The sequence below is a fragment of the Natrarchaeobaculum sulfurireducens genome (genome assembly GCF_003430825.1).
Classification (GTDB): Archaea; Halobacteriota; Halobacteria; order Halobacteriales; family Natrialbaceae; genus Natrarchaeobaculum; species Natrarchaeobaculum sulfurireducens.
The window spans coordinates 602,242-620,323 of sequence record NZ_CP024047.1 but is presented as its reverse complement, the minus strand read 5'-3'; the positions used below and the strand labels follow the sequence as shown (position 1 = coordinate 620,323).

19 protein-coding genes and 1 pseudogene are annotated in these 18,082 nt (G+C 63.5%); 11 read left to right on the top strand and 9 right to left on the bottom strand.

Going from position 1 to position 18,082, the window contains the following annotated elements; translation table 11 throughout:
* Nucleotides 1–41 precede the first annotated feature (41 nt).
* Nucleotides 42–1,280 carry a mandelate racemase/muconate lactonizing enzyme family protein gene (locus tag AArc1_RS04270; protein WP_117363201.1) on the top strand — a complete coding sequence of 413 codons (1,239 nt, stop codon included), beginning with the start codon at nt 42–44 and terminating at the stop codon, nt 1,278–1,280.
* Between the two features lie 18 nt (nt 1,281–1,298).
* On the opposite strand, the pseudogene AArc1_RS04265 reads toward AArc1_RS04270, so the two are convergent.
* A pseudogene (locus tag AArc1_RS04265) lies at nt 1,299–1,529 on the bottom strand (glycoside hydrolase family 15 protein); the annotation flags it as partial.
* Between the two features lie 90 nt (nt 1,530–1,619).
* Here AArc1_RS04265 and AArc1_RS04260 point away from each other — a divergent pair.
* A complete protein-coding gene (locus tag AArc1_RS04260) occupies nt 1,620–2,669 on the top strand; it encodes a S1C family serine protease (RefSeq protein WP_228442389.1) in 1,050 nt (349 codons plus the stop codon).
* An 18-nt stretch (nt 2,670–2,687) separates the two neighbouring features.
* Here AArc1_RS04260 and AArc1_RS04255 read toward each other — a convergent pair whose 3' ends face one another.
* A complete protein-coding gene (locus AArc1_RS04255) occupies nt 2,688–2,879 on the bottom strand; it encodes a hypothetical protein (RefSeq protein ID WP_117363200.1) in 192 nt (63 codons plus the stop codon).
* A 166-nt stretch (nt 2,880–3,045) separates the two neighbouring features.
* On the opposite strand from AArc1_RS04255, the gene AArc1_RS04250 reads away from it, so the two are divergent.
* Nucleotides 3,046–3,231 (top strand): protein translocase SEC61 complex subunit gamma, encoded by a 186-nt coding sequence (locus AArc1_RS04250; protein ID WP_117363199.1) that lies wholly within the window; start codon nt 3,046–3,048, stop codon nt 3,229–3,231.
* Nucleotides 3,231–3,668: a transcription elongation factor Spt5 gene (locus AArc1_RS04245; protein WP_117363198.1), complete on the top strand. Its 438-nt coding sequence runs from the start codon at nt 3,231–3,233 to the stop codon at nt 3,666–3,668. Before AArc1_RS04250 ends, AArc1_RS04245 begins: the two co-directional genes overlap by 1 nt.
* 271 nt (nt 3,669–3,939) lie before the next feature.
* On the opposite strand, the gene AArc1_RS04240 is transcribed toward AArc1_RS04245, so the two are convergent.
* The gene (locus tag AArc1_RS04240; protein WP_117363197.1) at nt 3,940–4,227 is read right to left on the bottom strand and encodes a DUF7565 family protein; all 288 of its coding nucleotides are present in this window, start codon (nt 4,225–4,227) and stop codon (nt 3,940–3,942) included.
* A 144-nt stretch (nt 4,228–4,371) separates the two neighbouring features.
* On the opposite strand from AArc1_RS04240, the gene AArc1_RS04235 reads away from it, so the two are divergent.
* Nucleotides 4,372–5,136, top strand: coding sequence for a PHP domain-containing protein (locus AArc1_RS04235; protein ID WP_228442388.1), 765 nt, complete (start codon nt 4,372–4,374; stop codon nt 5,134–5,136).
* Nucleotides 5,137–5,474: 338 nt separating this feature from the next.
* Here AArc1_RS04235 and AArc1_RS04230 read toward each other — a convergent pair whose 3' ends face one another.
* Genes AArc1_RS04230 through AArc1_RS04220 form a run of 3 tightly spaced genes read right to left on the bottom strand, consistent with a single transcriptional unit; the run spans nt 5,475 to nt 8,170 of the window.
* Nucleotides 5,475–5,960 carry a Mut7-C RNAse domain-containing protein gene (locus AArc1_RS04230; protein WP_117363195.1) on the bottom strand — a complete coding sequence of 162 codons (486 nt, stop codon included), beginning with the start codon at nt 5,958–5,960 and terminating at the stop codon, nt 5,475–5,477.
* An 18-nt stretch (nt 5,961–5,978) separates the two neighbouring features.
* Nucleotides 5,979–7,730, bottom strand: a complete 1,752-nt coding sequence (gene polX / locus AArc1_RS04225; protein ID WP_117363194.1) for a DNA polymerase/3'-5' exonuclease PolX — start codon at nt 7,728–7,730, stop codon at nt 5,979–5,981.
* Nucleotides 7,730–8,170: a DUF5788 family protein gene (locus tag AArc1_RS04220; RefSeq protein ID WP_117363193.1), complete on the bottom strand. Its 441-nt coding sequence runs from the start codon at nt 8,168–8,170 to the stop codon at nt 7,730–7,732. Before AArc1_RS04220 ends, polX begins: the two co-directional genes overlap by 1 nt.
* A 155-nt stretch (nt 8,171–8,325) precedes the next feature.
* Between AArc1_RS04220 and AArc1_RS04215 the strand changes: the two genes are divergently transcribed.
* Together AArc1_RS04215 and AArc1_RS04210 are read left to right on the top strand one after the other, a co-directional pair.
* The gene (locus AArc1_RS04215) at nt 8,326–9,279 is read left to right on the top strand and encodes a rhomboid family intramembrane serine protease (RefSeq protein ID WP_117363192.1); all 954 of its coding nucleotides are present in this window, start codon (nt 8,326–8,328) and stop codon (nt 9,277–9,279) included.
* Between the two features lie 51 nt (nt 9,280–9,330).
* A complete protein-coding gene (locus AArc1_RS04210) occupies nt 9,331–9,798 on the top strand; it encodes a hypothetical protein (protein WP_117363191.1) in 468 nt (155 codons plus the stop codon).
* Nucleotides 9,799–10,268: 470 nt separating this feature from the next.
* Here the strand turns inward: AArc1_RS04210 and AArc1_RS04205 are convergent, their stop codons facing one another.
* Nucleotides 10,269–11,267 (bottom strand): IS110 family RNA-guided transposase, encoded by a 999-nt coding sequence (locus AArc1_RS04205; protein ID WP_117363190.1) that lies wholly within the window; start codon nt 11,265–11,267, stop codon nt 10,269–10,271.
* A 282-nt stretch (nt 11,268–11,549) separates the two neighbouring features.
* Nucleotides 11,550–12,860 carry a molybdopterin molybdotransferase MoeA gene (locus AArc1_RS04200; RefSeq protein ID WP_117363189.1) on the bottom strand — a complete coding sequence of 437 codons (1,311 nt, stop codon included), beginning with the start codon at nt 12,858–12,860 and terminating at the stop codon, nt 11,550–11,552.
* A 110-nt stretch (nt 12,861–12,970) separates the two neighbouring features.
* On the opposite strand from AArc1_RS04200, the gene AArc1_RS04195 reads away from it, so the two are divergent.
* The 4 genes from AArc1_RS04195 to AArc1_RS04180 all read left to right on the top strand — a co-directional run bounded on the left by AArc1_RS04195 (nt 12,971) and on the right by AArc1_RS04180 (nt 17,401).
* The gene (locus tag AArc1_RS04195) at nt 12,971–13,363 is read left to right on the top strand and encodes an Hsp20/alpha crystallin family protein (RefSeq protein WP_117363188.1); all 393 of its coding nucleotides are present in this window, start codon (nt 12,971–12,973) and stop codon (nt 13,361–13,363) included.
* A gap of 66 nt (nt 13,364–13,429) precedes the next feature.
* Nucleotides 13,430–15,040, top strand: a complete 1,611-nt coding sequence (locus AArc1_RS04190) for an ABC1 kinase family protein (RefSeq protein ID WP_117363187.1) — start codon at nt 13,430–13,432, stop codon at nt 15,038–15,040.
* A gap of 84 nt (nt 15,041–15,124) precedes the next feature.
* Entirely contained in the window at nt 15,125–16,195 is a 1,071-nt protein-coding gene (locus tag AArc1_RS04185) for an enolase-like domain-containing protein (RefSeq protein ID WP_117365774.1), read from the top strand.
* A gap of 144 nt (nt 16,196–16,339) precedes the next feature.
* Entirely contained in the window at nt 16,340–17,401 is a 1,062-nt protein-coding gene (locus AArc1_RS04180; RefSeq protein ID WP_117363186.1) for an aminotransferase class I/II-fold pyridoxal phosphate-dependent enzyme, read from the top strand.
* Between the two features lie 54 nt (nt 17,402–17,455).
* Here AArc1_RS04180 and AArc1_RS04175 read toward each other — a convergent pair whose 3' ends face one another.
* On the bottom strand, nt 17,456–18,016 hold the full coding sequence (locus AArc1_RS04175; protein WP_228442387.1) for a hypothetical protein: 561 nt from the start codon (nt 18,014–18,016) through the stop codon (nt 17,456–17,458).
* Nucleotides 18,017–18,082 lie beyond the last annotated feature (66 nt).

The window sequence follows — 18,082 nt, the reverse complement described above, 5'->3', positions numbered from 1 at the left end:
GATGAAAACAATTACTACCTTTGGTGTAATTAATTTTACCTATGGGTATCGATTACACACAACTCCACGATCCGAACGCCGAGTACACCATGCGGGACCTCTCGGCGGAGACGATGAACGTCACCCGCGAGCGTGGGGGCAGCCGCGACGTCGAGATCACCGACGTCCAGACGACGATGGTCGACGGCAACTTCCCCTGGACGCTCGTGCGTGTCTACACCGACGCGGGTATCGTCGGGACGGGCGAAGCCTACTGGGGTGCCGGTGCGCCCGAACTCATCGAGCGAATGGCTCCCTTCTTGCGGGGCGAAAACCCCCTCGACATCGACCGGCTGACCGAACACCTCGTCCAGAAAATGTCCGGCGAAGGCTCGATCGGCGGCGTCACCGTGACCGCCATCTCCGGCATCGAGATCGCCCTGCACGACCTCGCGGGTAAGATCCTCGAGATGCCGGCCTACCAGTTGCTGGGCGGCAAGTATCGCGATACGATGCGCGTCTACTGCGACTGTCACACCGAAGAAGAGGCCGACCCGATCGCCTGTGCTGACGAGGCCGAACGCGTCGTCGAGGAACTCGGCTACGACGCGCTGAAGTTCGACTTAGACGTCCCTTCGGGTCACGAGAAAGACCGCGCGAACCGCCACCTCCGGAACCCCGAAATCGAACACAAGGCCTCGATCGTCGAGGCTGTCACCGAGCGAGTCGGCTCGCGTGCCGACGTCGCGTTCGACTGCCACTGGTCCTTTTCGGGCGGCTCGGCGAAACGCCTCGCGAAGCGACTCGAGGAGTACGACGTCTGGTGGCTCGAGGACCCGGTGCCGCCGGAGAACCACGACGTCCAGCGTGAGGTAACGCAGTCGACGACGACGCCGATCACCGTCGGCGAGAACGTCTACCGCACCCACGGCCAGCGTCGCCTGCTCGAAGAACAGTCCGTCGACATTATCGCGCCGGATATGCCCAAAGTCGGTGGGATGCGTGAGACTCGGCGGATCGCCGACCTCGCGGACCTCTACTACGTCCCCGTGGCGATGCACAACGTCTCCTCCCCGGTCGCGACGATGGCCAGCGCACACGTCGGTGCGGCGATCCCGAACGCGCTGGCGGTGGAGTACCACTCCTACGAACTCGGCTGGTGGGCGGATCTGGTCGAAGAGGACGTCATCGAGGACGGCTACATCGAGATCCCCGAAGAGCCGGGACTTGGCGTCACCCTCGACATGGACGCCGTCTCCGAACACATGATCGACGGTGAGGAGCTGTTCGACGAGGCCTGATGCTGGACCAGACGACGGTTACGGTTCTGGTGGATCGCCGCGCCTGAACAGCGTCTCGACGGGGTTCGGATCGAACGCTTCCGATGTGACTTTCCCACCAGCATCCAGCGCCCGCGCGAGATAGGTGACGCTGTTGCTCAGCCCGAGGTGAGAGAACGCCTGCGGGAAGTTTCCAAGAAGCGTGCCGTTCTCGGGATCGACCTTCTCCGAGTAAAGCCCGAGCGGGCTGGCACACTCGAGGACGTTTTCGAGGTCGATCGCCTCCGCCCAGTCTCCAGTCGGCGACCGTCGATCCGTGCCGGTGGAACGTTTACGTTGCTCCTCGAGGTGGTCCCTTCCGTGACGACACATCGGTCTACGCTTACCCGAAGGCGGCTGCTCCGACTCACCAGTGCGGGCGCAGTGCTCGGTATCGCTCTCCCGGTTGCTTCGGCCGAAGACGACCGCTACGTGGACGTCTACGAGGAGACCATCGACGACGTGGTCCTGGTCTCCGTCGCAGGTGTCGACGACGCGGAACCTGCTGGACTCGGCTCCGGATTCGTCGTCGACGGCTACGTCGTGACGAACGAACACGTCGTCGGCGATGCCGACGAGATCGAACTCCAGTTCCGGGACGAACAGTGGCGGACGGGATCGGTTCTCGGCACGGACGTCCACAGTGATCTGGCCGTCCTCGAGGTCGAGGACTTCCCCGACGCCGTCGACGGCTTCTCGCTGGCCGACGACGAACCGGAGATCGGCCAGGAGGTGCTCGCACTCGGCAATCCGCTCGGGCTCGACGCCTCCGTCTCGCGGGGTATCATAAGCGGCGTCGACCGATCGCTTCCCAGTCCGACCGGCTTCTCGATCCCCGCGGCCATCCAGACCGACGCCCCGGTCGATCCCGGAAACAGTGGCGGCCCGCTCGTCGATCTCGACGGTGACGCTCTGGGGATCGTCTTCGCCGGTGCCGGCCGGACCGTCGGCTTCGCCATCTCTGCCCGACTGGCGGATCGCGTCGTCCCTGCCCTCGTCGAGGACGGCGAGTACCAGCACGCGTACATGGGCGTCGGCGTCGAACCCGTCGGTCCGCTGATTGCCGATGCCAACGACCTCGAGGAGCCACGCGGCGTCCTCATCGTCGATGTCGCATCGGACGCACCCGCCGCTGACGTCCTCGAGCCGGCAGCCGACGTATCGATCGTCGACGGTGTGCCCATTCCCGTCGACGGCGACGTCGTCGTTGCGATCGACGATGAGGAGATCCCGAATCAGGAGCAACTCTCCTCGTATCTCGCCCTCGAGACGTCACCGGGCGACGAGATCGACGTCGAGGTGGTTCGCGACGGCGAGCGCGAAACCGTCGGCGTGACGCTCGAAGAGCGTCCGGACGTCGAGGCTCCCTGAGACGGTCTGTCGGCCGAGTTATCCTTCGTCGGCGCCCTCTCGGTCGTCCATCTCCTCCTCGTCGGTCCGCGGTGCGTTCTGGGTGCCGAGATCATCGTCGCCGGCGGAACCCTCGTCGGGATCGCGGTCGATTCGCTCGAGTTCGTCTTCGATCTCTGCGTCTCGTTCCGCCTCGTGCTCGTTTGCCCGGTCGGCGTCGTCTTCGGCCATAGCACTCGTCGTTGGTGGTGGAACGGGTTGGCCGCCGGGCCGTCGACTGCAACGTCTCGAGTGCAGTCCGGGTCGGTCACTCGCCTTCGGGGTGGTCGTTCGCTCGAGCGATATGCCGCCAGACACGAAAGACAGATAAAAGGCCGCGCAGTGTAAACAGACAGATATGGACGTTCCGTACGACCTCACCTCGTACGTTCGGGTGTTGAAAATGGCGACGACACCCACGACCGAGGAATTCGTTCAGGTGTCGAAAATTGCGGGTGCAGGGATCCTGCTCGTCGGCTTCATCGGCTTCATCATCGGCGGCATCATGCTGTTGTTGACCGGCGACGCCGGTGGTGGCTTCTGATGGGCATCTTCGCGGTCAAGACCACGGCGAGCCAGGAACAGACCGTCGCCGACATGATCATCAACCGCGAGGAGCCCGACGTGCACGCCGCGCTCGCCCCCGACTCGCTCACCTCCTACGTGATGGTCGAGGCCGACAACAACGCGGTCTTAGAGCGCGTGCTCGAGGACATCCCGCACGCTCGAAGTATCGTTCCCGGCGAATCCGACATCTCGGAGGTCGAGCACTTCCTTTCGCCGAAACCCGACGTCGAGGGGATCGCCGAAGGCGACATCGTCGAACTCATCGCTGGCCCGTTCAAAGGCGAGAAGGCTCAGGTCCAGCGCATCGACGAAGGCAAAGACCAGGTCACGGTCGAACTGTACGAGGCGACGGTCCCGATTCCCGTTACGGTACGGGGTGACCAGATCCGCGTCCTCGATAGCGACGAACGGTAGTTCGTCGTATTGTGCGAGCGGGCAGGGCGTGCCCGCGAACGATTTCGACGAGCGATAGCGAGTCGGTTTACTCGATCCGAGACTGGGTCGAGCACTGATGAGGCCGTAACCGACATGTTTCGAAAAGCGTGACCGAGCGACGCAAGGCAACCCGACGTACCACTCGGTCGGAACCTGACGCCGTAACCCGTGTGAGCGCGACGGTCCCAAGTCAGACAGCCAGCGCTACTGGTGCCGTCGCGCTCGAGACGTCGTCACACCGGAATCGTCGTTACCGCGTCAGTTCGCTGGCAATTCGTTCGATATTGGCTTCTGATTCGATCTCCTCGAGGAGTTCTTCTCGTTCGCGGACGTCTTCGGAGCTAGCACCGTACGCGCGGACGTACTCGGCGCGGCTGTGTTCAGTGAACGCGTGGCGGATCGCGAGGTACCCGTCGGGAACGACGGTTCCACAGACGTTACACTCGGGACGTTCGTGCTCGGTCGCCTGATGGACGACGGCAGCCTCGACGTCCTCGAAGATCGCGCCACAGCCGTCGATTCCGCATTCCCAGGCCATTCGATGTGACATCGATGGCCCCACCTAATGGCTTTTTCGTCGTCTTCTCGCATTTCGAATCAGCGTTCGGGCGGCCGATCCAGCACTTCGGTGGTCGATTCTCGAATCAGAATCCCTAACTCACCGCTCTCGAAAGACAGTCACGTGATCGACGGAGTAGTGTCTCGAGTCGACTGTCACGTGAAGGTGTTAGACGACGACGTCGTCGAGCGGGCGATCCGTGCGGGCCTGGACGTCCTCGTCTATGCGCCACATTTCACCCGGCTGCCCGAGATCCGTCGGCGGGCGGCTGCGTACTCGAGCGACGAGTTACTGGTCGTCCCCGCCCGCGAGGTGTTCACCGGCACCTGGCGAACTCGCAAGCACGTGCTTGCGATCGGACTCGACGAGCCGGTCCCGGATTTCATCTCGCTCGAGGCGGCGATGGCGGAGTTCGACCGCCAGGGTGCGACGGTGCTCGCACCACACCCCGAGTTCGCTACCGTGAGTCTCGAGGAGTCTGATCTCCGCCAGTACCGAGAGACGATCGACGCGGTCGAGATTTTCAACCCGAAACACCTGCCGTGGCACAACGGACGGGCGAGCGAACTCGCCGATGGGCTCGAGCTGCCGCCGTTTACGTCGTCGTACGCCCATCTCCCGAGTTCGGTCGGGGTGGCATACACGGCGTTCGACCGCGAGATCGAGACCGACGCCGACCTGCAGCGGGCGCTCGAGGACAACGTCGCACGCCGGGTCGTCTACGATAACGGCCTGTGCCGCCTGCGGACGACGGCGAGCGAACTCGCCCACCTCTGTTATGAAAACACCTGGGAGAAAGTCGACCGCCTGTTCCTTTCGGGTACCGAACCCACACATCCACACCACATCGCCTACGACGGTCGGTTCGACGACGCTGCTGTCTACTGATTCGGTCGATGTAGTCGCTCGAAGAACCGGAAATTCGGACCGACATTACGACGCTATTTGCGGGTACACCTCGAACTCACGAACCGCTCTGGAGGTACGCTTCCACACCGACCCACCCCTCCTCCAGAGTCTACGGGGTTGGTATTGTCTGACAGAGAGCCGAACACCGTTCGGCTCTTTTCGCCGATCCAGTACGAGAGCACGGTCGTAACCGGTAGCTGACTGTTTCTCCCCCGATTCAGCAGGTGTCTCGAGTCGTCCATCACTCGGCGTTTCGAATCGGTCGAGTCGTGACGCTGCTCGGGACACGTCTCGTTCACGCTCGAGCGCTGACTCGGCTACTGAAACGTACCCGACTGATCGTCGGTGTGCGCTGCGTCGGTGACTCTCGCGAGCGTCGCAGCCACCCGATCCCAGTGGCTGCCACGCCAGAAATGCTGGCCGCAATCCTGACAGCGCCAGACCGTCGTCGCCGCACCATCGGGTGCATACTCGGGCGTCGACGCCGTCTCGGAGACAGTCGTCAGCGGCCCGTTACACCGCCCACAGAACGCAGGCTCGTCCGCCAACGAGAGGTCGAGGCCCGTCGCGGCGAGTTCGCGGAGCTGATCCTCGACCTCGCGTGACTCGAGCAGGATGGCGTCGTCCGAACGGCTCGCAAGCTGGACGTCTCGCGTGAGCAGCGTTCGGCCCTCGGCTCGAGCGAGCGCCAGCAGGTCGTCGTCGGCTTCGATTCCGCGGTCGCCGGCGGAGGCGGTATCGTAGTTGCACATCCGCAGGTAGGAGACGAGTCCGCCGCACATGACGTCGAGGAGGAGTCGCATCTGGTGGGGTAGGGGTGGTCAGTGGAGGAACTCCTGGAGGGTCCCGAGGTCCCAGGTGTTGATCACGTCGTCGTCTTCGGTCCAGCCGCGTCTGGCGGTGTGGACGCCCCAGCGCATGTACTCGAGCGTCGCGGGCTGGTGTGCATCGGTGTTGACTGCGATAGGGGCACCTTTCTCGAGGGCAGCCTGGACGGCGCTCCCCCAGAGGTCGAGTCGGCGGGGATTGGCGTTGATCTCGAGGGCGGTGTCGTGTTCGGCGGCAGCCTGGCCCAGCGCGGTGGCGTCGAAGTCGAGGCCAGAGCGTTCGTTGAGTAGTCGGCCGCTGGGATGGCCAAGCACGTCGACGGCGGGGTGCTCGATCGCCCGGAGCAGGCGCTCGGTCGCCGTTTCGGCGTCCTGGCTCAGTCCACTGTGGGGCGAGGCGACGATCACATCTAGCTCGTCGACGACCTCGTCAGCGAGGCCGATTTCGCCCTCGGCGTCGACGTTGGCCTCGATTCCCGCGAAGACGGTGATCTCGCTCGCGGCGTCGATCTCGCGGATCTGCTCGACCTGCTCGAGTATCTCGGTATCCGAGAGGCCAACCCCGCTGACGATGCCGGGGCCCTCGGCGTGATCGGCGACGGCGTAGTAGTCGTATCCTCGAGCCTCGGCGGCCTCGACCATCGCCTCGATCGAGGTGGTGCCGTCGGACCACTCGGTGTGCGTGTGGAGGTCGCCGCGGACGTCCTCGCGCGTGATGAGGTCGGGCAGTTCGCCGTTCTCGGCGGCGGCGATCTCGCCGCGGTCCTCACGGAGTTCGGGGGGGATCCACGGGAGTCCAAGCGACTCGTACATCCCCGCTTCCGTCTCGCCAGCGACGCGCTCGCCGACCCGTTGACCCGAGGCCTCGTCCCCGACGCCCGAGACGTCGAAAGCGCCGTACTCGTTCAGTTTCATCCCGCGATCGATCGCGTAGTTGCGAAGGCGGACGTTGTGGTCCTTGCTCCCGGTGAAGTACTGCAGTGCGGAGCCGAACTCCTCGGGAACGACGACGCGGAGGTCGACCCGAATCTCGCCGACGCGGACGCTCGCTTTCTCCGGGCCGGACTCGATTTCCGCGTCGACGGAGTTCCAACCGACGAACGATTCGACGACGTCCTCACCAGCCTCGGTTCCGACCAGGACGTCGACGTCGCCGATCGTCTCGCGCCAGCGTCGGATCGAGCCCGCGACTTCGGCCCGCTCGACGGCCTCGAGTTCCTCGAGAAAGCCGAGCACGTCGTCGGCCAGCGGTCGCCCCTCTCCGAGCAGGTGACGCCCACCGACCTCGCGGGCGAACGCGATGTTGTCGCGAATGTTCCCTTCGGTTTTGGGGCCGAATCCGCTGACGTCCTGAATCTCTCCGGCTTCGGCCGCTTCCTCGAGGTCGTCTAACGTCTCGATCCCGAGTTCTCGATAGAGTTTTCCCGCGGTCTTCGGACCGACGCCTTCGATCCGGGTAATGTCCGCGATGTCGATCGGTAACTCGGCGCGCAGCTCCCCGAGTTCCTCGATCGTGCCCGTCTCGACGTACTCGACGATCTTCGAGGCGATGGCGTCGCCCACGCCGTCGATCTCCTCGAGAACCGCCTCGTCACCGGCTTCGACGCGGTCGGCGATCGGCACCGGGTGTGCCTGGATGTTCTCCGCGGCGCGACGGTAGGCCCGGGGTTTGTACTCGACGTCGTCAGCCTCGAGTAAGTCGGCGAACTCCTCGAACCGACCGGCGATCTCCGCGTTGGTCGCCATCAGCGCCCCCTCCGTCCGGCGCCGCCGTCGTCCTTGCCGAGAGCCTGTTTCAGGAACGACAGCCAGCGTTTCTCATCGGCGGCCTGCTGGGCTTTCTGCTCACGCTCGAGATCGGTCGGCCCGAGGCTCTCTAAGGCGTTGAGCGCTCGGTCGATACCGATGATGCTTTTCGCCAGTTCCTCGCCTTTCTCACGGGAGATGTCTCCGTCCTCGATGGCCTCGAGTCGCTGTAGCCGTTCACGACGCAGGTTTCGCTTCGCCCGCTCGACACGCTCGCGCTCGCCCGGCGGGACCGTCTCGCGGCGCTTGATCTCGAAGACGAACGTCCGGAGGTCGAACTCCTCGCCCTGAACCTCGATGGTGTCCGGGATGTCCGCGCCGACGGTCGCCCCCTCGCGCTCGACGCGCTCGAGCAGCTGTTTGCGCTCGTATGCTTGCACGCATCGAACTCCGGGTTGGTGGGGCAAAAATGTACAGTCCCTGACTGACGATCCGGATACGGAACAGCCCTCGACTGCCGACCCGAATACGAAGTCCTTCCTCACGGCAGAGAGAACCCCAAATCCCTTAGCTGTGCCACACATACCCCCCGGCAATGGCCACCTGCGACGTGTGTGGGAAAGACGAAAGCATGCCGTATAACTGTCGGCACTGCGGGGGAACCTACTGTGCCGAGCATCGGCTGCCGGAGAACCACGACTGCTCGGCCCTCTACGAGTGGAACGACCCGAGCGGGGTCTTCGACAGCGGCTTCGACGACAGCGTCCAGAGCGGTGGGGCCAGCGCGAAGCGCTCCTCGAGTCTGACCGATAAGCTCCCGATCGATACGGGGCCCGGCGGCCCGCTGGCGTACTTCCGTGGAAACGTGACGTACACCGTCCTTTTGCTCATGTGGGTCACGTTCGCCCTGCAGTGGATTGCGATGCTGATCGGCGGCCAGGGCCTCCACAACGCACTCTTTACCCTTTCGACGGCCCATCCGGAGTACGTCTGGACCTGGGTCACCTCCATCTTCGCCCACAGTCCGGTCAACATCTTCCACATCGTCTTTAACAGCATCGTGATCTTCTTCTTCGGGCCGCTCGTCGAGCGCTACGTCGGCTCGAAGAAGTTCGCCGCCCTGTTCATCGTCAGCGGCGTCCTCGCCGGGTTCGGTCAAATCGGTATCTCGATGTGGCAGGGCGTCCCCTCGAGCGTGCTCGGCGCCAGCGGCGCTGCGCTCGCGATCATGGGCGTACTGACGGTTCTGAACCCGGGGCTCAAGGTGTATCTCTACTTCATCCTCCCCATCCCCATCTGGCTGTTGACCCTCGGGACGGCCGCCATCAGCGTTTTCTTTATCGGCACGGGTGGCGGCGGTGCCGGTGGCATCGCCCACGGTGCACACCTCGTGGGACTGCTCGTCGGCCTCGCCTACGGTGAATACGTCAAACGTACTCAGAACGTCCGGGCACCGAACCAGTTCCAGCTCGGTGGCGGTCCTGGCGGTCCTGGTGGACCCGGCGGTCCGGGAGGACCTGGCGGCCCCGGCGGTCGTCGTCGGTTCTAATTCGTTGTGGTTCACCTGATATATTTATGAATTCCGCACTAATAGACAGTCATGAACGTTCCTGCCCTCCAATCCAGTATTAGCCGAGTCACTACCGCAAAGACGTGGAATAGGCCGTGGCTGTACTATATTGGGGGGCTGTTCGCGCTATTCAATGCGTACTTCCACGCTGGGGTTCTCAGCGATGCTATTTTTGGAGAGGTTTCCGTCTATGGCGTACCACATTGGATAGACGTAGCGAGAGGGGGCACGTTCGTGCTACTCCTCGGTGTCCTGTTCACGGCAGTTGTCCTCGTTGATTACCGCTGGAGTGGATGGTTTCCAGACACCGATTTGCGTGGTGAGTTTGGTGCGATAGCACTCATCACGTTCCTACTGGCTGTTTTCGGATGGTTCGTAACTATCCTTTTGATAGAGGCATCGGTCGGATTTCCTCAAGAGGGAATCGTAGGTGTGTTAGCCAGCAGTGGTTCGTTTAATGTATCTCTCCTCGGTGCGAGCAAGTTCCTTTTGCAGTAACTGACTTGCAACCACTGTGGTGCGCTTGAATTGAAGCTGGCGACTCCTGACTAGTAGTTCATGTCCTCCGTATTCGTGGAGGTCCGGATAACTGTCTGCGAGACCGACGTTGGTGCAGTACTTGTTTGAGATATACTGACCGATCACTCCCTTTGCAGATCGACTCCCAGTCCGTGCTACATTCGCGCTGTGAGTTCAGCACGTCTCATTTAATCTATCCAGCAACTGTTATAAAGCGAGTGCAACATTCAGAGGCTGTATACACCTATGGAAATTCTGCTAATCGATCAAACCACGTTTGCCAAGATAATTCTTCGGGCGACAAGGACTTGCTGTAGTTTTCTGGCCTAGAATCGACAACCGGCGAACCGGTGGCTACTGTCACAACCATCAGGCGGAGGACTTCCTGTTTGCGAGAGTAATCACTCATGCTGCCACCAGCCAGCCAATGAGCGCCGCCCCGGCGGCGCTCAGGCACTCACCCCTGGTGGATCGTACACCTCCTCACGGTCAAGCATGTGATACATTGAAACCAGCAACTTCCGAGCGGTTGCCACAATCGCTGTTTTCGAGTTCTTCTTTCGAGCTAACCGGTTGTAAAACCGGCTGAGGTACTCGTCTTCGCACGTATGAACCGCACTGTACGACGCTTGAACGAGCAACCACCGGACTCGTCCTGATCCTCGCTTCGAGATGCTCCCCTCAAACCGCGAGTCACCAGACTCGCGGATTATCGGGTTCAGCCCGACGTAACTTACGACCTCTTTGGCCCGGTCAAACCGGTTGACCTCGCCCAACTCCGCGTAAATCGTCAACGCCGTAAAGTAACTCACTCCAGGAATCGTCATCAGGAGCTGGGTCTCCTTCAGAGACCCAGCCCGTTCCTCGATCTCCGCTTCCAACGATTCGATCTGCTCGGTGAGCACCTGAATGATCTCTAGATACGACTCCAACAACGCATCCCACGGGGCCGGGAGCGAGAGTTCCGCCAGGAACTCTCGTCCCTTCACACTCAACGGCTTTACCTCCCGAGTGATGCCGTGGTCACTCAACAGGCCATGGATCTTGTTCGCGTACTCGGTCCGGTTCTCGACGAGCTTCTGGCGCCCGCGCACGAGTGCGCGGGCTTGCCGAACCTCATCGGTTGGAACGTAGCTTTCTGGAACTGAGCCTAACCGAAGCATTCGAGCGAGTTGTTTCGCATCAACGCGGTCAGTTTTCTTGTCCGAGTCAGAGATCAGCTTCAATTCGCCGGGGTTAGCGACAGTCACATCCAGATACGCTAAAAGCGTATCGTGGATGTGGTAGTAGTTGCTGGTGGCTTCAAGCGCGGCTTTGGACCCAGCGTACCGCTGGGCAAAGTCGTCGAGGTTCGCGTTTTCAACGCGAGTCTCTTCGACAATCTCACCGTTTTTGTCCAGTACTGCGATCTGTGAGTACCGCTTGTGTACGTCGATTCCAATGAACATTGGACTCACCTTGGAACGCCGGTGCGTGAAACAGAGATTCACCTATGCGGGCTTTCCCGACTGCCGCCGGGAGCGGCAGTCGGGCTGTGATGCCCAGGACTCGGCTTCCTACGCACTCGGACCAGTCAGCACCACGTGCTCTCGGGCACGGAATACAGCTCGGTCTCTTGCGTCCCATACTTGTTTCACGCTCTCATGGGCTATAGCAGAATTTCCATCGAGTCAGCACGGTTGCTAAAACCTGTCCGCGATCGAGGATTTCAATAAGACCGTCCGAAAGTGTCAGTAACCAGGTTCCCAGTTTTCGACCGAGACCGTCTCGCCAGCGGGAATCCCCTCACGACCGTCGTCGACGACCACCCAGCCGTCGGCGAGCGCGACGCTCGAGAGGACACCCGACCCGCTCGCACGCGTCGGAATCGCCCGGTATTCGTGCTCGCCGTCCTCGACATCGACGGGGTTGCGTTGCTCGAGTTGCACCCGAGCGAACGTTCGGGTGCCGGGTTCGCTGGGAATCTTGCGGTCGAGGACGGCCTGCGTAGTCGGGTGGGGATCGGGAGTGGTGCCCTCGAGCCAACGGAGCGTGGGTCGGAGGAACTGGACGGCGTTGACGATGCAGGCGACGGGGTAGCCTGGCAGCGCGATAACGGGGGTGTCCTCGACGATGCCGAGACAGACCGGGTGGCCGGGTTTGAGCCCGACACCGTGGACGACCACCTCGCCGAGGTCGTCGATCACTTCGGGGAGGAGGTCGCGCTTGCCGACGGATGAGCCGCCGGTGGTGACGACGACGTCTTTCGTGAGGTCGCGCTGGATCGCGACGCGCAGCGATTCGGGGTCGTCGGTGACGACGTCTCGATACGTCGCGTTTGCGCCCCAGCGGTCGGCGAGTCGCGAGACGGTGAGGCCGTTGGTCTCGATCACCTGGCCGGGGCCGGGGTCTGCCGTGACGAGTTCTTCACCCGTGGGGATCACGCCCACCGTCGGCCGCTTCGCGACATCGACGCGATCGTAGCCGACCGAGCGCAGCAAGCCGAGATCGGACGGGCGCAGTCGGTGGCCCGCGTCGTAGAGGGGTTGGCCGTCTTCGACGTCCTCGCCGACTGGGGCGACGTTTTCGCCCTCGGCAACGGCGTCTTCGACCTCGAGTTCACCGACCGACTCGAGTTCGGAGACGTGCTCGATCATCACGACCGCGTCCGCGCCGTCGGGGAGCGCGCTGCCGGTGTGGACGCGTGCGGCCGTCTCGGGTACGACGGTGGCCTCGCGCCCGGTTCCCTCCGTGAGCCGGAGGACAGCTGGCGAACGCTCGCTCGCTCCGAACGTGTCCGCAGCACAGACGGCGTAGCCGTCCATCGCTGCCCGTCGGTAGTGTGGGACGTTCCGTGCGGACGTGATGGCCGTCGCGAGGACGCGTCCGTCGGCACGTTCGACGGCGACGCGGTCGGTCCCCGTAAGCGGAGTGAACGCCCCGTCCGTCACGTCCCCGTTCCGTCGCTGCTCGAGTGCGTCTCGGAGGACCCGGCGCGCCTCGTCGACCGGCGTCCGTACCTTGAAGCCGGCCTCCGTGCGTTCGCGGTCGGCACCTTTCATACTCTGACTCGAGTCGCCGGGGAGTAAAAGCGTGCGGGACCGATCAGACCGTTGCAGCCGAACTGGCTGCTACCGCGGCCTTTTTTGTATCGGCGTTCGAACCGATAGCCATGTCAGCGCTCCGCGACGCACTGCGGGATCTCTCCGACGACGTCTTCTTCGATCTGCTCGAAAGCGAGGACGCATACTTGCTCGTCCTCGATGTCCCTGGCGTTACCCTCGAATCGCTCGACGTCGCCGTCGAGGAGGGTCGACTCGTCGTCAATGCCGAGCGAGAGAAGGATCGACCGGGTGACTACCGATACGTCGAAGAGAACCGGCCGGTGTTCGTCGATCTCTCACTCCCGCTTCCCGACGACGCGAGCGCCGATGCACCATCAGCTGAGGTCGACCGTGGCGTCCTCGAGATCAACATTCCCCGGCGAACGACGGAGACGACGATCGACGTCACGGCACCGGATCGTGAGCGCTCGAACGACGACGTCGACGCCGAACCGAGGTGACCGAGACTGGCTTCCTTCCGCGCGTACAGGCGGTTCGTTCTCGTCGCATGGCAGTTTCTCCCCCTGTTGCTCGCGTACGCCCGTGATCGGCGTCGCTTTCTCCTGTTCGGCCGTCGGCGACGCGTCGGGCCGGAGACCCACCGACGCCGTGCCGAGGTGTTGCTCGAGTCGCTGTTGACACTCGGCCCGACGTTCATCAAACTCGGCCAGTTGCTCTCGACGCGGCCGGACGTGTTGCCGCCGGAGTACATCGAGGTACTGTCGGCGCTCCAGGACGAGGTGCCACCGGCGGAGTGGTCCGACGCGAAGACGGTGCTCGAAGACGAACTCGGCCCCGTCGACGAACGGTTCGACGAGTTCGACACCGAGGCGATCAGCGGTGCGAGTCTCGGACAGGTCTATCGGGGACGGATCGACGGCGAATCAGTCGCGGTAAAGATCCGCCGGCCGAACGTCGAACCCCTCATCGAAGCCGACCTCCGGGTCATCCGCTGGTCGATGCCGTTGCTGTTGTACTTCGTCGACGACGCTCGATCGTTCTCGCTCGAGAACTTGGCCGACGAGTTCGCGAAGACGATCCGCGAGGAGATGGACTACAGCCGCGAAGCGAAGATGCTCAAAGAGATTCGGTCGAACTTCGAGGGCGACGAACGGTTTCGTATCCCGGCTGTGATCGACTCTCACTCGGGCTCACGCGTCCTCACGATGGAGTACGTCGGCGGAACGAAGATCAACGACGTGGCAGAACTGGATCGAAAGGGGATCGACCGGAGTGAACTCGCCGAGGCGCTCCAGCGGTCGTACCTACAGATGATCATCGACGACGGCGTCTTCCACGCCGACCCCCACCCTGGCAACCTCGCGGTGACCGACGACGGACAGATCGTCTTCTATGACTTCGGGATGTCCGGCCGGGTCGACGACTTCGTCCAGGACAAGATCGTCGACTTCTACATCGCCGTCGCCAACCAGGACATCGACGCGATCCTCGACTCGCTGATCGAAATCGGCACACTGAGCCCCGAAGCCGACCGGGCGGTGATGGCTGAGGTCCTCGAGCTAGCGATCGCCGACGCCCGTGGCGAGGACATCGAACAGTACCGGGTCCAACAGATCATCGGTCAGGTCGAAGATTCGATCTACGAGTTCCCGTTACGACTTCCGAAGAACCTGGCGCTCGTCCTTCGCGTCGCCACCGTCGTCGAGGGCGTCTGTGTCACGTTAGATCAGGACTTCGACTTCATCACCACGGCGACGGAGTACCTCACCGAACAGGGCTATCGCGAGGAATCGATTCGCCAGTTCGTCTCCGCCTCCGGCGACCAGCTCCGTGACACCACCGAGTCGCTCATTCGAGTCCCTCCGAAGCTCGAGCGGAGCCTCGATAAACTCGACCGCGAGGCCGTCACCGTGACGATCGAACTCGAGGACGCCCACCGGGTGTTCGACCGGCTGGCGAAACGGCTCATCTACGGGCTGTTGCTCTCGGTCGGGCTGATCTCGACGGCGATCATCTACGCGTTCCGCGGACTCGACCTTGCGGTCATCGTCTCCGGCTCGCTCTCGGCGTTGCTCATCGTGCTGTTGTTCCTCTCGTTCCGGCGCCGACGCCGCGGGCTACAGGCGACGCCGCAGTTCACCAGACAGAACCTTCGCCAGCGTCGTGGCGACGAGTGAGTGGTCGTCTCCTGGCGACGACCACCACGACGAGGCGGTAATCGTCGGGGTACCGTTTTCACCATGGGCGTGGTCGACAGTGCCATGTACGACCGACTCGCCGATCTTCCGGTGACGATCTCGTCGACGTCGACGGCTCGCCTCGAGCGCGAGACCTCGAGTGAGTTTACTCGCGTCACCACCGAAATAACCCTCCGGGGGCCAAACGACGTCGTCGGTACGGGAGAAGACGTCACCTACGAGACGGCAGAACACGACGCCCTCGCCGAACACGGGATGCCCGATCTCGCCGGTGAGTACACCGTCGGCGGACTTTCGAGTCGGCTCGAGGAGGTCGATCTCTTCCCGGCGGGCCCGCCCGACCGCGCGGTCTTTCGGAACTACCGCCGCTGGGGGGTCGAGAGCGCGGCGCTGGACCTCGCGCTCCGGCAGGCAGAAACGGACCTCGCGAGTCGTCTCGGCCGTGCGCTCGAGCCAGTTCGATTCGTCGCGAGCACCCGCCTCGGCGATCCGCCAACGGTCGATCGGCTCGAGCGCCTCCGGGAACAACAACCCGACCTCGAGTTCAAGCTCGATCCGACTCCAGCGTGGGACGACGCCGTCGTCTCGCAAATCCAAACTGCCGTCGGCAGGGACGCCGTCCGAATTCTCGACCTCAAAGGCCAGTACGAGGGAACCGACGTCGACGTTCCGGCCGACCCCGAGCTGTACGGCCGCGTCCTCGAGGCGTTCCCCAGTGCCGTCGTCGAGGACCCGGCACTGACCGAGGAGACGGAGCCGCTGTTCGACGATCCCGACGTCCGCCGACGCGTCTCCTGGGACGCGCCGATTCACGGTCTCGAGGACGTCGAGGCGTTGCCCTGGGAGCCAGACTGGCTCAACGTCAAACCCTCGCGGTTCGGCTCGATCGAGTCGCTTCTCGAGACGATCGACTACTGCACAGAACGCGACGTGTGCCTCTACGGCGGCGGCCAGTTCGAACTCGGCGTCGGCCGCGGCCAGCTCCAGACGCTCGCCGCGCTGTGGTATCCCGACGGGCCAAACGACGTCGCCCCGCGGGCGTACAATGATCCCACGCTCGAGGCGGGCGTTCCGTCGAGTCCGCTCGAGCCGGCGGACGATCATCTCGGATTCCGCTGGGCCTCAAGCGGCTGATACGGCCTCACAGTCGGTCTCGAATGTCGGATTCCGCCCCGTGAGAGCACTGGACCGTCGCTCGATCAGCTCGCCCGGGAGGACAGATTGGCTGGGTCTGCGAACGCACATCGCGTTTAATAGCCAACCCACGAACCGGAGCGTATGCAGATCGACGAGTTCGGCCTCGAGCGCTGGTTCGCCGCGTACGAACACGACGCAGACATCATGCTCGCCGAGAGCGGGATTCGGAGCCTTACAGCCGACCGTTTCGACACCGATCCTGGCGAGCTTGGGTACGTCATCCCAACCAACGGTGACCCCGACCTCCGCCGGCGAATCGCTGCCCGGTACGACCGCGGGCCGGACGAGGTACTCTGTACCTGTGGCACGCAGGAAGCCAACTTTCTCGCCGTCCACGCGCTGCTCGAGGCGGGCGACCACGCGGTCGTAGTAACGCCGACCTACCAGTCGCTACACGCGGTCCCCGACAGCATCTGTGCGGTGAGCCGAGTCCCCCTCGAGCCGCCAGCCTGGGAGCTCACCGTCGATGCGGTGGCCGAGGCGATCCAGCCGGAGACGCGACTCGTCGTAGTGAACAACCCGAACAACCCGACTGGGCGCTCTCACTCGCTCGAGACGATCGAAGCCCTGTACGATCTCGCCGCCGATGCCGGAGCCTACTTGCTGTGTGATGAGGTCTACCGGCTGCTGGCCGACGATCCCCTCCCGCCGGTCGCGAGCCTCGGCCCCCACGGTCTCTCGACAACCGGGCTCTCGAAAGCCTACGGGCTCGCCGGCCTCCGGTTTGGCTGGCTCGTCGGCGACCGCGAGGTCGTCGAGGCGGCCTGGAACCTGAAAGATTATACCACTATCTCGCCGCCGGCGTTCGGCCAGCACGTCGCGAGACAAGCCCTGGAAGAGGAAGCCGAGATCCTCGCCGAGAACCGGGAACTCGTAGCGACCAACCGCGACCGCGTTCGGGCGTTCGTCGACCGACACGACCTCGAGTGGTACGAGCCGGTCGGTGTTAACGGCTTCCTGACGGTCCCTGACGGCTTCGAGGACGGGACCGTGTTCTGCCGAACGGTCGTCGAGGAGGAGGGCGTCGTCCTCGCACCCGGCGAATTCTTCGGGCACCCGGATCGGTTCCGGATCGGCTTCGGCCTGCCGACGGCGGAGTTGGAAGCGGGCCTCGAGCGAGTCGGGCAGGTGCTCGAGGGCTGAGACGGACCGCCGCCCGGGCGAGTGCAGCGTCGGCTGTGGTCTGCTGGCCGATACTCAGCGTACGTCCGAACACGGCACCCACAGCTCAGCCGGCGACGCCGGATCGTCGTCGGCACGCTCGACGGCTCGCTGGAGGTCGAACGCCCGAAATCGCTCGTCGTCGACGAACCGATCCGCGAGCGACGCGGGGATCGATACCCGTCGACACTCACTCGAGACGACCAGTCCACCCGGCCCGAACGTGAACTCGAGGTCGTAGCGGTCGACGCGCTCGTCTGCGAGTTCTGGGTGGATCGCTGCGAGAACGCTCGCGACGTACTCGAAGACGAGTTCGATCCCGGGCGTGTCGGCTGTTCCGAGGTCGACGCGGACGACCGGCGCGTAGACAGGGTCGTCGTCAGCTCGGTCGGCGACGGCCAGTTTGCGGATCGTGGGCGGTCGCTCGAGGTGGGTTCGACGTTCTGAGTGGGTCCCAGCGAGCCGATCGTTGCACGTGCGAACGAGTTCGGGCCGGGGCTGTGAGCGTCGGCGGTGGGAGGCGACGATTGCGACGCCAGCCACGAGGGCTACAAACAAGAGTCCGCCAACCAGTACCTCCGTCTGCATCCCGAGCATATCCACGGGTCGAACCCGGACGAAAAAGACGTTGTTATCCTCGTTTGACTGGTCGTTCGGACGATC